Origin of the sequence: Sorangium sp. So ce295, from assembly GCF_051527405.1 — a bacterium.
GTDB classification, from domain to species: Bacteria; Myxococcota_A; Polyangia; order Polyangiales; family Polyangiaceae; genus Sorangium; species Sorangium cellulosum_B.
Window position 1 is genome coordinate 2370308 of sequence record NZ_CP150324.1, and the last position, 14374, is coordinate 2384681.

Sequence of the window (14374 nt, forward strand, 5' to 3'; positions counted from 1 at the left end):
GCAATACCGTTTCAAACTCGCAATCTCGTTCCTGGGCCTATCGTGCGTTCTCCCGGCCTGTATCGGCGAGGCTGACCCCCTGGAGGCAGCCGGCGGCACGGCGGAGCAAGAGATGGTGACGCGGAATGCGTTCACGAAGGAAGCGCTCGTGGAGAGTGCGTTCGCGACAGACTCGCTTGCTACGGAAGCGCTCACTGGCAACCCGCTGACGAGCGACGCAGTCGCGAGCAGCAGTGATGTCATGAGGGCGCTGCGCGATCCCCTGGCCCGCGAGTTCTTGACGTACGTGGCGAGCTGCGCGCTCCCGGCGGGGCAATCCGTGCAGGTCTCCCTGGACGGCGAGACCTATACCTTCGAGGGGAGCATCGGTCTTGCGCTCGAGTGGGGGCGAGCTCATGGGAAGTGCAACGCTCACTGCCAAGGCTGGGTCTCGGCCTGCATGCTGGCCAGGATCAACGATGTCGGGCAAAGCGTGCCCCTCTCGATGCGTGGCAAGCACAAGGCCCTTGACTCGGATCAAGCGGAGCGGGATGCCTTCCCTCAACGGGAGGGGGCCTATTTCGGCGACCTCTTCGCGCCGGAGCAGCGCCGGTTCGCGTGCAAGTCGCCCGGCTCGACGCTCATCAGCCGCGTGTGCGGCGGGACGGGCGTCGACACGCAGGGCTGCATCGTCGACGTCCTCGGCGACTGCGACGACATCTGCGGCGCTCCGACGTCGGACGGCAGCTTCCCGAACTGCGTTGGCGGTGGCCATACGACGCCGACGACGGTGACCGTCTTCCGGGAGTAGCCGGTCCGGGGTTCCGTCGCCTCGGGCTGACCCGCTGCGGGCGCCTCCCCGCGACGGCTCGCCGCTTTCGTACTATGGTCGCGCCGCCATGAAACGAAGGCTGCCCGCCCCGCTCGCCTGCCTGCTGCTCGCCGCCTGCGCCTCCTCGGAACCCCGACCGAAGGAGCCGCTCGGCCAGATCCCGGAGGCGACGACCACGGCGAAGCCCGAGTGGCTTCCCTTCCGCATCCGCGCCGGCAAGAGCGTCGCCGCCGATCCGCGCGAGAAGCACTTCGCCGAGCTCCGGCAGCTCACCTTCGGCGGCGAGAACGCCGAGGCCTACTGGTCGCCCGACGGCAGGAAGCTCGTGTTCCAGTCGACCCGCGACGGGAGCAAATGTGACCAGCAGTACATCCTGGATCTGGAGAGCGGCGAGGTCCGCCGGGTCTCGAACGGCCAGGGCAAGACCACCTGCGGCTACTTCCTCTTCCCCGCGCCCGCGGCCTCAGCCCAGGCGCGCGTCCTCTTCGCCTCCACGCACGCCGCCGGCGAGGCGTGCCCCCCGAAGCCCGACCACGCGCAGGGGTACGTCTGGCCGCTCGACGAGTTCGACATCTACACCGCGAACGCCGACGGCTCGGAGCTCCGCCCCCTCATCCAGGGCAAGGGCTATGACGCCGAGGCGACCGTCGCGTTCGACGGCTCGCGCCTCGTGTTCACGAGCACGCGCGACGGGGACATCGAGCTCTACACGGCGAAGCTCGACGGTTCGGACGTCAAGCGCATCACGAGCACGCCCGGCTATGACGGCGGCGCCTTCTTCTCCCCCGACGCGACCAAGCTGGTCTGGCGGGCGAGCCGCCCCACCGGACCGGCGCTCGACGACTACCGCGCGTTGCTCGCCAAGGGGCTCGTGCGGCCCAGCGCGCTCGAGATCTTCGTCGGGGGCGCCGACGGGCAGAACCCGCGCCCGGTGACGAGGAACGGCCGCGCCAACTTCGCGCCCTACTTCCTCCCGGACTCGCGGCGGATCCTCTTCGCCTCCGATTTCAGCACCCCGCAGGGCGCCCGGGGCATGCCCAACTTCGACCTCTACCTCGTCGACTCCGACGCGCCCCCGGCGGCGGACGGCGTGCCGCCCGTCGAGCGCGTGACCTTCTACGAGGGCTTCGACAGCTTCCCGATGTTCTCGCCGACCGGCGAGCACGTCGTCTTCGCCTCGAACCGGTACGGCGCGAAGCCTGGCGAGACCAACCTGTTCGTCGCCCGCTGGGTCGAATGACCGCGCCGCCGTCGCGGACCCGCGCGCCGCTCGCGCTCGCGTCGGCGTGCGCGCTCGCGGGCTGCTCGGGCGCCCCGGCGCAGCCGCCCCGCCCTGCCGAGGCCACCCTCCCTTCGCCGGACGCCGCGGGCGCGGCCTACACCTCGCCCGCGCGCTGGAGCTACCATCCGGCGGCGCCCGACGCCGCGGTCGCGTGGGCGCCGTTCGCCGGCGCCGGCTGCGTCGTCGTCGCCCAGGGAGGGCAGCGGTGGACGGTGACGCCCGATCCACGGACGTCCACGCCGCCGCCGAGCGCCGCCGGGCCCGCTGCGCAGGCCGCGCGCTGCGCCGGCCAGGGCAGGACGAGCGCCTCGCCCGCGCCCGAGGAGCTCACCGCGATCGTGCGGCGCTCGCCGGCCTCCTGGATGTTCGTCGGCGCGAGCGGCGCGATCTACGAGGCCTCCTCGCCGCTCGGCCAGCTCACGCGGGCGCTCTCTCCGCCCGAGCCGCTCCTGCAGGTCGCGGGCGCCGGCGGCTCGCTGATCGGGGTGACCCGGGGCGGCGGGGTGCTCCGGTGGCGCGAGGAGCTCGGCTGGAAGCCGGTGCTGCTCGACGGCGCCGCGGGGCAGGGCGGGGCCCCGGCGCGCGCCTTCGGCGTCGCCATGGCCGACGGCGGCCGCGCGCTCGTGCTCGCGCTGCCGGAGGCGCTGTTCGCCAGCGAGGACGGCGGGGGCACCTGGTCGCGCGCGCCGCTCCCGACGATGGGCCTCTCGCGGGTCGGCGCCCTCGGGGGCGAGCTCCTCGCCGAGGGGCTCCTCGCGTCGGCGACCTGGGATCCGCGGCGCACGCCCGCGTTCTCCCGCAGCGCGGCGACGCTCCCGCCGGCCGACGTCGAGCTCGACGTGACGACCCCGCGCGTCCCGTCCGCCTCCGCCGTGTCGATCGGGCGGGCCGCGATGAGCGGCGATCGCTACGTCGAGGCGGTCCGCCCGGAAGACGCCGGCGCGCCGTGGCTCTTCGCGAGCGGCCCCATCGAGGGGCCGCTCAAGGAGGCGGCCATGCCGGGCACGGGCGACTGCGGGAGCATCAAGCTCGGCGCGAACGGCCGGCGCGTCGTCGCGGTGTGCGCCGAGCCGGACGGCGATCGCGTCGTGGCGCGGGTGCTCCGCAGCGACGATGGCGGCGGCGCGTGGTCGCCGGCCGCCACGCTGGAGACGCCCGACATCGACCAGGTCGGCGTCGCGGTGGCGCCCGATGGCGCGGCGCTCCTGACCGGCGTCTGCAAGCCGAGCGACGGCGCGGACAGCTGCAAGCCGACCGCGCCGCTCCTCCTGTCCCACGACGGCGCCCACGACGAGGATCGCGCCGCGGTCGCCCTCGCGGCGGCCCCCACGCTCGGCGCGCCCGCCGTGCTGCCAGCGTTCTCGGCGGACGGGCGCTCCGCGTATTTCCTCGGCTTCCGCGGCAAGGACGAGCGCCTCGCGCTGTTCGTCTCGCACGACGGGGGCGAGACCTTCGCGCCGCGGCCGCTCGACGCGACCGCCGCGCTGCCCGCCCCGCAGGCTGACGGCGCCGAGGACGAGGACGAGGAGGGCGGGCCGGGCGACGGTCCCTCGCCGGAGGGGTTCGAGGTCGTCGAGGAGAGCGCGCTGCGCCCGGCGGAAGACGGCGCCGTCGGCCTGCTGCTCTCGGAGCGCGGCTCGCTCACGTACCTGACCGCCGACGAGGACGGCCGGGTGCTCACGGCGACGACCCCGCCGGAGAGCGCGGCGCTCGCCGGCTTCGGGCGGCGCGTGCTCGCGCTCGCGTCGCGCGCGCGCCCGGGCGGCGATGACGTCGCGGCGCTCTGGGAGTCGCTCGACGGCGGCGTGAGCTGGGCGGAGCTCCCGGAGATGCCGGCGCTCTCGCGCGAGGTCTCCGAGGCCCAGCTCACCATCACGTGCGGCGCCAGCGGCTGCCTCTTCGGCGACGTGGCGACCCGCGTCGGCTGGGGCGGCCAGGCCGACGGCGCGCTGTCGCGCGCGCCGGATCCGGCCCCGCGCGGGCAGCCTTCCGCGCGCACGCCCATCATCTGCGAGACGCTGTCGTCCTCGAAGTGGACGCGCGTCGACCATGTCGACTCGAGCGGCCTCGGCCTGCCCGACGGCGACGAGCTCTTGCGCGGGCGGTCGGTGTGGTCGTTGCTCACGCGCGCCCCGAACGGCGCCGTCGACGTCGTCTCCGCGATGCTCCCCGAGTCCGGCGCCGGGGAGGCGCGGGTCGTCACGCGATCGCTGCTGCCCGCGGTGCCGGCGGGGCTCGGGCGAGCGCGGGTCGCGACCAACGTCACCTCCCAGATGGAGGGTTACGCCGTGGCGCGCCTGCGGATCCCGGGCGGCGCGGCGGCGCCGGGGGCCCCGATGCGCAACGTCGAGGTCGCCTGGGAGAACTGGATGGATGGCACCTCGGGCCGCGGCACGATCCCCGACGCCGGCCCGTTCGAGCTCGGCGACGTGAAGGTCGTCCCCGACGCCGCGCGAAAGCCGCGCGCGGGCGCCCGGCCGCAGGCCGGCCCGGGAGGCGCGGCCTCGCGCCGCGCGCCGCCCCCCGACGACTTCTTCGATCCCGCGCTCCTGTCGGTCTCGCTGCGCGGGCTCTTCATCAGGCCGCACTCCGGCAGCGCTCAGTCGGCGCTCACGTTCTTCTACGAACCGCCGGGGAAGCTCCAGCGCTTCGACTTCCCGTCCTGGCCCGCGTCGGGCCTTCACGGCAGCCTCGACGTGCGCGCCGACGCGGTCCTGGCGGACGGCCAGCCCGTCGGCGTGGGGATGGTCCGGCAGGCGTCGAACGGCCCGACGATCGGGATGCTGCTCGCCCACCGCCCGGCGCCTCCCACCGGCGCGTCCGCCGCGCCGGGCTCGGGTGCCGCGTGGGCGATCGATGCCGTCTCGGTCGCTCCGCCGGCGGACCGCGATCGGATCGTGCACACCGACTGGACCTACGCTGGACGGTCGATCGGCGTGGCGACGCTGGTCGCCCACCCCGGGCACGCGGCGGCGTGGTCGATCTTCCAGCCGTTCCGCGGGGATGGCACGCTCGGCCCCGCGCTGCCGCTGCCGACGCCGTTCGACCTCGGAGACGCGCCGCGCCCGTGCTCTGCCGCCGAACGCGCGGCGACCGCGCGCCAGGAGGCGCCGCTCTTCCTCGGGAGCACGGCCTTGTTCCCGGGCACACGCCACCCTGTGCTCGTCGTGGACGCCGCTGGTCCCTCCAGCCCGCCCGAGTTCACCGTGCTCCTGACCTCCACCACGGTGCTCCACGGTACGCCTGCCGCGCCGTGTGTTGCTGGCTGGGAGGCGCGAGCGATCGGGCGGGCGCCCCGCTCTGCGATCATCCCGGGCGATCTCGCCCAGGCGTGGTTGTTCCGGCCCGCGGCGGGCTCGGCGGTCGCTGTGGGCGGATCGAGCGGCCCGGCCGTCGAGCTCCGCCCGATGGTGTGCCGCTTCGATCCCAGCGCGGAGATCCCGGAGGCGGTATGGAGCGAGCCGGGCATGGCGCAGCCCGCGCGTTGAGCGACGGCGGAAAAGCAAAAACGACGAATGAAACGAAGCTGACGGTGAGATGAAACGATCCCGGATCCTGGCTCGCGGTAACCTTCTAGCGACTCGCGTGTGCGCTTCGGCGCTTGCGTTCGCGGTCCCTGCGGCGATAGCCTGGCCTGCCTAAACGGGAGGCGGCATGATCCGGAAGCGACGGCGGTTCGAGCTCAGGAAGACGCTGTTCCTGCTTCCGAACCTGATCACCCTCTCATCGATCTTCTGTGGTTTCGACTCGATCCGGCGCTCCGCGACCGCGCAGTCGGAGGATGATTTCTACCGCGCCGCGCTGCTGATCGTCTTCGCGATGTTCTTCGACACCCTCGACGGGCGTGTCGCGCGGATGACGAAGACCCAGAGCGCCTTCGGCCTGCAGATCGACTCGCTGGCCGATATCGTTTCGTTCGGCGTGGCGCCGTCGATGCTCGTGTATCAGTGGACGCTGCACCGCTTCGATCTCGCGGGGCTGCTCGTGTCGTTCATCTTCACGGCCTGCGGCGCGGTCCGGCTGGCGCGCTTCAACGTCCTCTCCATGGGGGAGGCGGGCAAGCCCACGAAGCCTTCGAAGTACATCGTCGGCCTCCCGATCCCGGGCGCGGCGGGCATCCTCGTCTCGATCGTGGTCGCGAACCACGCGGCCGCGGGCGAGATCGGCGGCGAGCGCTACGCGTCGGCGATCCTCGTCACCACGACGATCCTGTCGCTGCTGATGGTCTCGACCATCCGGTTCCGCTCTTTCAAGGATCTCCGGCTCAACGTCCGGACGGTGCTCTTCGTGGCGTTCGCTGTCGGGTCGAGCGCGGTGATCTCGACGCAGCTCCAGCCTGCGTTCGTGCTCGTGTGGTTGCTGGGTTTCTACGTGCTGCTCGGGATCTTCGAGTCGCTCTGGCACCTGCCTGCGCGGCTCCGCGGCCTGCGTCGGGACTCGGTGCCTCCGCCCACGGTACCCCCTGCGGCCTGAAGCGCCTGCGGCCTGAAGCGCCTGCGGCCTGAAGCGCCTGCGGCCTGAAGCGCCTGCGGCCGATGCGCCTGCGGCCGATGCGCCTGCGGCCGATGCGCCTGCGGCCGATGCGCCTGCGGCCTGATGATGCGCGTCGGCTCGGGCTCACCCCTGGTGGCCGGCATCGCGACCCAACCGCTCCGGCTCATTTTTGAGTAGACTGCGTGAGATGAAGAACCGCGTGTTCTTTCCGCAGGCCGCGCTCGACGACTGGATCGCGAGCGACCGCGTCGATCTGAACAACGACGAGCTTCTGATCAAGACCGAGGGCCGCCGCTACAAGATCATCGAGGCGATCCGCGTGCTCCGCGAGGTGACGGGCTCGGCGGACATCCACGAGGTCCTCGGCAGGGTCAAGACGCGGGCGTTCCTGCGGGAGCTCGGGGCGGAGATCCTCGAGGGGTCCATGATCATCGGCGACAACGCCTACGACGTGATCCCGGGGTTCATCGGCGCCCCGGTGGGCACGTTCGCCGAGCACCGCAAGGCCGCCCCGGCGGGGACAGCGACCAGCAGCAGCCCGACGAGCGACGAGGAGCTCCTGGCCGCGTTCCTCACCAGCAAGATGTAGCGGCGCCGCGCCCGGTCGCTTCCGCGCGCCACACCCGCGGTGGCGAGGCGCTGCCGATACGGTCTCTCGCGCCCGCCCCTTCCGGCGCATCCGCGCTGTCAGGCCTCGGCCTACGAGAGTACGCTCCCGCCTCTGCGGCCGGCGGGCCATCCCCGGTGAGGCAGGCTATAACGGGGCCATGCCCGAGGTCATCTCCGGGATCAGCTTCGCTCTCGCCCTGCTGTTCTACAGCGCTGCGAGCGCGCTCTTCTTCCTCGACGTCGCCCGCAGCCGCGCCCGGCTCCCCTCCACGGGGGACCTCGCGGGCCTCTTCGGCGCGGGGGCGCGCGTCCACGACCCCGGCGCTCGGCCGAGCGCTGCGGTCGCCGCCTCCGCCTCGCGGCACGCGCCCTTGCTGCTCGGCCTTGGCGCCCTCGGGCACGCGACCTACGTCACGCTCGCCAGCTTCGTCGCGCGGGTCTGTCCGGTGCACTCTGTTCATTTCATGCTCTCGGTCGCGTCCCTCCTCGCGATCGCCGTTTACCTCGTCGCCCGCCATCGCTTTCGCATCGACGCGCTCGGGCTCCTCATCGGGCCGCTCGGGCTCGCCTTCCTGCTCGGCACGTTCTTCCTCGGAAAGCCGCACCCCGAGCCGAAGCTCAGCCCGCTGTTCATCGCGGCGCATGTCATGGCGAACCTGCTCGGGATCGCCCTGTTTCTGCTCGCCGGCGCCTCTGCGGCGCTCTACCTCGTCCAGGAGAAGCGGCTCAAGCGGAAGCGGCATCTGGAGCGCATGGGCAACCTCCCGCCGCTCGACACGCTCGACCGCGCCATCCATCGCTTCCTGAGCGCCGGCTTCCCCTTGCTGACGCTCGGCATCGTCACGGGGACGTACTGGGCGCACCAGCTCGAGATGGGCAACGCCGAGGAGGTGATGCGCGCCATCTTCGGCTACGCCACATGGCTCCTCATCGCGCTCGTGCTGCTCTTGCGCGCCGCCGCTGGCTGGCGCGGCCGCCGCGCGGCGTACGGCACCATCGCGGGGCTCGCCTGCGCCGGGGCGGTGCTCATCATCTACCTCATCCGTCCCGCCTCGGGGCTCGGAGGCTAGCGCAGGTGATCTTTGTCGGGCTCTCCCACAAGACCGCGCCCATCGAGGTGCGCGAGCGGCTCGCGATCGGGCGGGATCGGCTGCCCGAGGTGCTCGCGCGCCTCACGTCCCACCCTGCCATCGGCGAGGCGCTCGTCCTCTCCACCTGCAACCGCGTCGAGATCTACGCCTCACCCCGGCAGCAGGCGCCCGCGCCGCCCCGCCCCGGGAGCGCTCCGCCGCCGTCCGACGAGGAGCTCTCGCGCGACAACGAGGCGCTGCGCGCCGCCGTCGCGACCCTCGTCGGCCTCGGCGGAGACGCCGTCCGGGCTCACCTCGCGGGCCGCGTCGGGAGCGATGCCGTCCTCCACCTCTTCCGCGTCGCCGCGTCGCTCGACTCGATGGTCGTCGGCGAGCCGCAGATCCTCGGACAGATGAAGGAGGCCATCGAGGTGGCCCGCGGGGCGAAGACCCTCGGCGCGCGGCTCGGCCGCGCGGCCCACCGCGCCATCAAGGTCGGCAAGCGCGTGCGCACGGAGACGGCGATAGGCGCCGGGCAGGTCTCGGTCTCCAGCGTCGCCATCGATCTCGCCCGCCAGATCTTCGCGGATCTCGCCGGTCACACCGCGCTGCTCATCGGCGCCGGCGACATGGCCGAGGCCGCCTCGAAGCTCCTCGTCCGCGCCGGCGCCCGCCTCATCGTGGTCAACCGGAGCCCGGACCGCGCCGCCGCGCTCGCCCGCGAGGTCGGCGGCGAGCCTCGCCCCTGGGCCGACCTCGAGCGCTCCGTCATCGACGCCGACATCGTGATCTCGTCGACCTCGAGCCCCAATTACGTGGTCACGCCCGACCTCGTCCGCCGAGCCCGCAAGGCCAGGAAGGGCAGGAGCCTGTTTCTCATCGACATCGCGGTCCCGCGTGACATCGACCCCGCCGTCAACAAGCTCGACAGCGTGTACCTCTACGATGTCGACGATCTCTCGCAGATCGTGGCGCAGTCCGTCGAGGGGCGGGCCGCCGAGGCGGCGCGGGCCGAGGCGATCGTCGCGGACGAGGCGCAGGCCTTCGAGGCGTGGACGCTCGAGCGCGCCCTGACGCCCACGATCGTCGGCTTGCGGTCCCGCACGCGATCCATCCTCGCGGCCGAGGTCGAGCGCAGCCTCTCCGGCAAGCTCCGGCACCTCGGCGCGGCCGAGCGCCAGGCCCTCGCGATGATGATCGACGCCGCCACGAACAAGCTGCTCCACGTGCCCACCACCCGGCTCCGCGCGATGGCCAGCGATCCACGGGTCGCCGAGCACGTCGACTCGCTCCGGGAGCTGTTCGACATCGACGGCGCGCCGCCCGAAAACGCCGCCGCCTCGGCGCTCGCCGAGGGGGAGCTCCGCGTCGCGGTGGACGGGCCTCCCACGCCTCGCTCCGCCCGCGGGGCAGCGCCTCCCGCCTCCGGCGCTCGAGGCGGTGCCTCGCCCCGGCACGCCGATCCGCGCCCCCAGGCTGCCGAGGACAACGGGGTGTATGCGCGGCAGCCCAGCGGGCGCCCCGCCGAGGCGGGCGTCATGGCCGTCGCGAATCCTGCCGCGGCCGTGAGCGCAGCTGGGCTAAAGGGAGCGTGATGCCCACGGAGCTCACCCTCGCCACGCGCCGGTCGGCGCTCGCCCTCGCCCAGTCCCGCGCCTTCGCTCGGTCCCTCGAAGCGGCGGTGCCCGATCTCTCCCTGCGCGAGCTCGAGGTGGTGACCTCGGGCGACAAGACGCAGGATCGCTCGCTCCAGGACATCGGCGGCAAAGGGCTGTTCATCAAGGAGCTCGAAGAGGCGCTCCTGGACCGGCGCGCCGACTTCGCTGTCCACTCGATCAAGGACGTCCCCGCCGAGATCGCCCCGGCGCTGTGCCTCGCCTGCATCCCCGCGCGGGAGGACCCTCGCGACGCGCTCGTCACCCGGAGCGGCGCTTTGCTTGCGGAGCTTCCGGCGGGCGCCCGGGTCGGGACCTCGAGCCTCCGCCGGGCGGTCGCGCTGCGCGAGGCGCGCCCGGATCTCGTGATCGAGCCGGTCCGTGGCAACGTCGACACCCGGCTCCGCAAGGTGGTCGACGGCGCGTTCGACGCCGTGGTGCTGGCGCTCGCCGGCCTGAAGCGGCTCGGCCTCGAGGGCCGCGCCACGGAGGTGCTGTCGCCCGAGGTGTCGTTGCCCGCCATCGGACAGGGCGCGCTCGGCATCGAGTGCCGCACGGCGGACGACAGCGTGCGTGACGTCCTCGGGACGCTCGCGGACGCCGTGACCACGATCTGCGTCTCTGCCGAGCGAGCCGTGATGGCCGCGGTGGAAGGCAGTTGCCGGACGCCGGTGGCCGCCTATGCGGTGCGGGACGGCGACGCGATATGGCTTCGGGCGCTCCTCGCCGAGCCCGACGGCTCCCGGTTGCGAAGGGCGGAAAGGCGCCTGTCGTGGCCCGGCAACACGCACGAAGCCGAGCGCCTCGGAGCGGACCTCGGGGCGGAGCTCAAGAAGGGTTGAGGCGTGTAACTCGACTGGAAGGCTGCCTCGTCCAGAACATTTCTGGTGTGGAATTGATAAGGGCTCTCCGTACCACGCCGGGATGAACGGTCACCTGGCGATGGGATCGCCAGCGCTCGGCGCGCCGGCGCCTCCAGGCGGAGCCCGGGTCCGCGCCTCGCGCGCCGCCCATGGCCGGTGCGCTTCCCGCGCGGGCGCGACCGTGCGAGACGACAGCCTGCCGGCGGTTTCCCGCCGCCCAGCGCTCCATGCCGGGCTACGTCGCCCTCGTCCTCCACGCTCACCTGCCGTACGTGCGTCACCCCGAGCACGTCCGCTCCCTGGAGGAGCGCTGGCTCTTCGAGGCGCTCTGGGAGTGTTATCTCCCCCTGCTCGGGGTCCTCGATCGCCTCGCCGCCGACCGCGTCGTCGCCCCGCTGACCTTCTCCGTCTCGCCGTCGCTCCTCGCGATGCTGCGCGACGAGCTGCTCCTTCGCCGGTTCGAGGACCACCTCCGCCGGCTCACCGCGCTGGCGGCCCGGGTCGAGGCCCGCTTCGCCGGGAGCGGCTTCGCCGAGGCCGCCGCGTTCTACCGCGCGCGGCTCGCGGACGCGGCGAGCTCCTGGGAGGCGCTCGGCGGCGATGTCCCGGGCGCCCTGGTGCGCCACGCTGGGGCGGGCCGCGTCGAGCTCCTCACCACGGCCGCGACGCACGCGTACCTGCCCGGACTGCTCGCCACGCCGGCGTCGATCCGGGCGCAGCTGCGGCTCGGCCGCCAAGCCTTCGCGGCCTTCACCGGCGCGCCCGAGCCTCGGGGCCTCTGGCTGCCCGAGTGCGCTTACGCGCCCGGCCTCGACGCCGATCTCGCGGCGGCGGGCGTCCGCTTCACCGTGCTCGACGCCCACGCGCTCACGCTCGCCGCGCCGCCTGCGTCCGCGGGCGCGTCCGTCCCGGTGCTCTCGCCTGCCGGCCTCGCGTGCTTCGGGCGCGATCGCGACAGCGCGCGCGAGGTCTGGTCGCGCGACGCCGGCTATCCGGGTCACCCGGTTTACCGCGAGTTCTACCGCGACGTCGGGCTCGACCTGCCCGAGCGCGAGCTCGAAGGGGAGGTCGGTCCCAACGGCACGCGGCTCATGACCGGCCTCAAGCTCCATCGGGTGACCGGGCCCGGCCCCGACAAGGCGCCGTACGACCCGGCCCGCGCCTCCGCGCAGGCGCGGGCGCACGCCGCGGACTTCGTTGCCCGCCGCGAGGCCGCGCTCGCGTCGATCCGCGGCGTGAACGCCCCGCCTATCCTCGTGGCCCCCTACGACGCCGAGCTCTTCGGCCACTGGTGGCTCGAAGGGCCCGAGTTCCTCGAGCACGCCCTGCGCCGCCTCGCGGCCTCTGATCGCGCCGCTCCGATCGCGCTCGGCGCGTACCTGGAGCGCCATCCGCCCGTCGAGGTCGTGGAGCCTGCCGCCTCGACGTGGGGCGAAGGTGGGTTCGGCGCCTTCTGGACGGGCCCGAGCGCGTCCTCCCTGTGGCGCCACGCGCACCACGCCGAGCGCGCCGTGCTGGGCGCGCTCTCGCGTTGCCGCCTCGCGGGCGGCCTGCCCGGCCGCGCGCTGGACCAGGCGATCCGCGAGCTCCTCCTCCTTCAATCGAGCGACTGGGCCTTCATGATGTCGGCCGGGGAGATGGCTTCCTATGCCGAGGCGCGCGCCCACGCCCACGCGACCCGCGCCCGCGGCCTCGCGTCCCTGGCCCAGCAGCCCACGGCCTCGCCCTCGGACGTGGCGTGGCTCGACGCGCTGTGCGCGCTCGACCCTTTCCTCGTCGAGCTCTCGAGCCCTGTGCTCCGAGGCGCCTTCGACCCGTGGCGCTGAGCCGGCGTTCCTCCGCGCCGCTCGCGTCCGGATCTCCCGCTCCAGGGGCAGATCTCTTTCCGGTAAAGAAGGATTAAGTTGTGTTAAAATATTGTGCGAAGGTACTTCGCATGATCGCCGACCGTCCTCGCCACGGCGGTCGACTCTGTGGGAGGGCGTGTGCGCCCCGTGGCGGTGCCCTCGGCGCCTCTTTTCGGGAGGGTGACCCGCGATTCACCCGCCCGTTTCATCGCCGGCCGCCGGCCGCGCGACCCGGCGCCCATCTCCCAGCACGTTTTTCGCGGTCATGGCGGCATGAAGTGCGAGAGGGACGGAGACCTTGTCCGGAACACCCCCTTGATGACCGGCCGGTCAGCACCCTAGTGTGATGCCCGCCAGCTTTGCTCCTGGACCGCACCGGCAGGCGCTGGCAAAGAACCGGGCGGACTCCCCATGACACATCCTCCTTGCGGACCCGAGCGCCGTTTCGCTCGATGGGCTCTCGGCGCTCGTAGCGCCTCATCGAATCACTCCCGCGCCGCCGTCGTCGCGGCGCTGCTCGCTGCGCTCGCGGTGCCCACGTTGACCGGTTGCCGCCGCCCCGAGGCGGACGCGCAGCCGTCGCCGGCGCGCGACACCGCTGCGCCACGCCAGAAGCCCGCGGTGCGCTTCGGGAAGGTGACCGCGCGCCCGCTCGCGCAGACGCTGGACATCAGCGGCACCCTGGTCGCCGACGAGACGAGCGAGGCGGCGACGCAGGTCGGCGGCTTGGTCGTGAGCGTCGCGGTCGACGTGGGCTCCCGGGTCAAGAAGGGCGATCCGCTCGTCGTGCTCGACGCGCGCAACGTCGCGCTCCAGTCGCAGGCCGCGTCCGCGGCCGTCGCGCAGGCGCGGGCCAAGCTCGCGCTGCAGGACGGCGCGTCGCCGAAGGGCATCGATCCCGACCAGGTGCCGGAGGTCCGGGCCGCGAAGCAGAGCATGGAGCTCGCGAAGTCCGAGGCCGAGCGCGTGAAGCAGCTCTACGACCAGGGCGCCGTCCCCCAGTCGACCTGGGACTCGGCGCGCACGCAGGCCCAGAACGCGGCCGCGCAGTACGAGGCCGCGGTCAACGGCATCCGCGCGACCGTCGCGGCGCTCACGTCCGCGCAGGCGCAGGCGGGGCTCGCCTCCAAGGCGGTGTCCGACACGACGGTGCGGGCGCCTTTCGACGGCGCGATCGCCGAGAAGCGGATCAGCGTCGGCGAGTACGCCAGCCCGGGCCGCGTCGTGGCGGTCGTGGTCCGCGACAACCCGCTGCGGCTGCGCATCGACGTGCCCGAGGCGGACATCGCGCACATCGAGGTGGGCAAGCCGGTCAGCGTCTCGGTCGCCTCCTTCCCCGATCGCCTGTTCCCGGGCGTCGTGAAGCGGATCGGCGCGAGCCTGAAGGCCTCGTCGCGCACCCTGCCCGTGGAGGCCGAGTTCGACAACAGCGAGGGCAAGCTCCGCCCCGGCCTCTTCGCGCAGGGGCAGCTGACGCTGACCGGCGAGTCAAGAACGGCGATCCTCGTCCCCGAGTCGGCGGTCGGCACCTCCGGGACGAGCGCGCGCGTGTTCGTGAAGTCGGGCGATCGCGTGACGGAGCGGCTCGTCAAGCCCGGCCGCAAGATCGAAGGCCTCATCGAGGTCGTCGGTCCGCTCGCCGAGGGGGATGAGGTCGCGATCGACAAGGTGAGCGAGCTGGCGGACGGCATCGAGGTCGCGGCGGCGCAGTGAGCCGAGCGCACCGCGCGCCTCATTACTGAA

10 protein-coding genes are annotated in these 14374 nt (G+C 73.2%); all 10 read left to right on the plus strand.

Features of this window, described 5'->3' with window-relative positions; genetic code table 11:
- The first annotated feature begins 241 nt into the window (after positions 1–241).
- The 10 genes from WMF11_RS09045 (at position 242) to WMF11_RS09090 (ending at position 14344) form a co-directional block, all read left to right on the plus strand.
- Complete coding sequence (locus tag WMF11_RS09045; RefSeq protein ID WP_437551064.1) at positions 242–790, plus strand: hypothetical protein; 549 nt, start codon at positions 242–244, stop codon at positions 788–790.
- Positions 791–878: 88 nt separating this feature from the next.
- Positions 879–2051 carry a TolB family protein gene (locus WMF11_RS09050; protein WP_437977190.1) on the plus strand — a complete coding sequence of 391 codons (1173 nt, stop codon included), beginning with the start codon at positions 879–881 and terminating at the stop codon, positions 2049–2051.
- Positions 2048–5581, plus strand: coding sequence for a hypothetical protein (locus tag WMF11_RS09055; protein ID WP_437977191.1), 3534 nt, complete (start codon positions 2048–2050; stop codon positions 5579–5581). The genes WMF11_RS09050 and WMF11_RS09055 overlap by 4 nt, the downstream gene beginning before the upstream one ends.
- A 166-nt stretch (positions 5582–5747) precedes the next feature.
- Positions 5748–6566, plus strand: coding sequence for a CDP-diacylglycerol--serine O-phosphatidyltransferase (pssA, locus tag WMF11_RS09060; protein ID WP_437551069.1), 819 nt, complete (start codon positions 5748–5750; stop codon positions 6564–6566).
- Between the two features lie 208 nt (positions 6567–6774).
- Positions 6775–7176 carry a hypothetical protein gene (locus tag WMF11_RS09065; protein WP_012234257.1) on the plus strand — a complete coding sequence of 134 codons (402 nt, stop codon included), beginning with the start codon at positions 6775–6777 and terminating at the stop codon, positions 7174–7176.
- 178 nt (positions 7177–7354) lie between these two features.
- A complete protein-coding gene (locus WMF11_RS09070) occupies positions 7355–8266 on the plus strand; it encodes a cytochrome C assembly family protein (protein WP_437908059.1) in 912 nt (303 codons plus the stop codon).
- A gap of 5 nt (positions 8267–8271) precedes the next feature.
- A complete protein-coding gene (hemA, locus tag WMF11_RS09075) occupies positions 8272–9861 on the plus strand; it encodes a glutamyl-tRNA reductase (RefSeq protein ID WP_437908061.1) in 1590 nt (529 codons plus the stop codon).
- Complete coding sequence (gene hemC, locus WMF11_RS09080) at positions 9858–10763, plus strand: hydroxymethylbilane synthase (protein ID WP_437977192.1); 906 nt, start codon at positions 9858–9860, stop codon at positions 10761–10763. Before hemA ends, hemC begins: the two co-directional genes overlap by 4 nt.
- Positions 10764–11011: 248 nt before the next feature.
- Positions 11012–12610 (plus strand): glycoside hydrolase family 57 protein, encoded by a 1599-nt coding sequence (locus WMF11_RS09085; protein WP_437977193.1) that lies wholly within the window; start codon positions 11012–11014, stop codon positions 12608–12610.
- Positions 12611–13162: 552 nt separating this feature from the next.
- Positions 13163–14344, plus strand: a complete 1182-nt coding sequence (locus WMF11_RS09090) for an efflux RND transporter periplasmic adaptor subunit (RefSeq protein ID WP_437977194.1) — start codon at positions 13163–13165, stop codon at positions 14342–14344.
- The last annotated feature ends 30 nt before the right edge of the window (positions 14345–14374 follow it).

What these genes read in the sequence shown, in the direction of transcription:
- WMF11_RS09070 (WP_437908059.1), top strand. Translation starts at nt 7,355, where the DNA reads ATGCCCGAGGTCATCTCCGGGATCAGCTTCGCTCTCGCCCTGCTGTTC.
- WMF11_RS09065 (WP_012234257.1), top strand. Translation starts at nt 6,775, where the DNA reads ATGAAGAACCGCGTGTTCTTTCCGCAGGCCGCGCTCGACGACTGGATC.
- WMF11_RS09085 (WP_437977193.1), top strand. Translation starts at nt 11,012, where the DNA reads ATGCCGGGCTACGTCGCCCTCGTCCTCCACGCTCACCTGCCGTACGTG.
- pssA (WP_437551069.1), top strand. Translation starts at nt 5,748, where the DNA reads ATGATCCGGAAGCGACGGCGGTTCGAGCTCAGGAAGACGCTGTTCCTG.
- WMF11_RS09050 (WP_437977190.1), top strand. Translation starts at nt 879, where the DNA reads ATGAAACGAAGGCTGCCCGCCCCGCTCGCCTGCCTGCTGCTCGCCGCC.
- WMF11_RS09045 (WP_437551064.1), top strand. Translation starts at nt 242, where the DNA reads ATGAGGGCGCTGCGCGATCCCCTGGCCCGCGAGTTCTTGACGTACGTG.
- WMF11_RS09055 (WP_437977191.1), top strand. Translation starts at nt 2,048, where the DNA reads ATGACCGCGCCGCCGTCGCGGACCCGCGCGCCGCTCGCGCTCGCGTCG.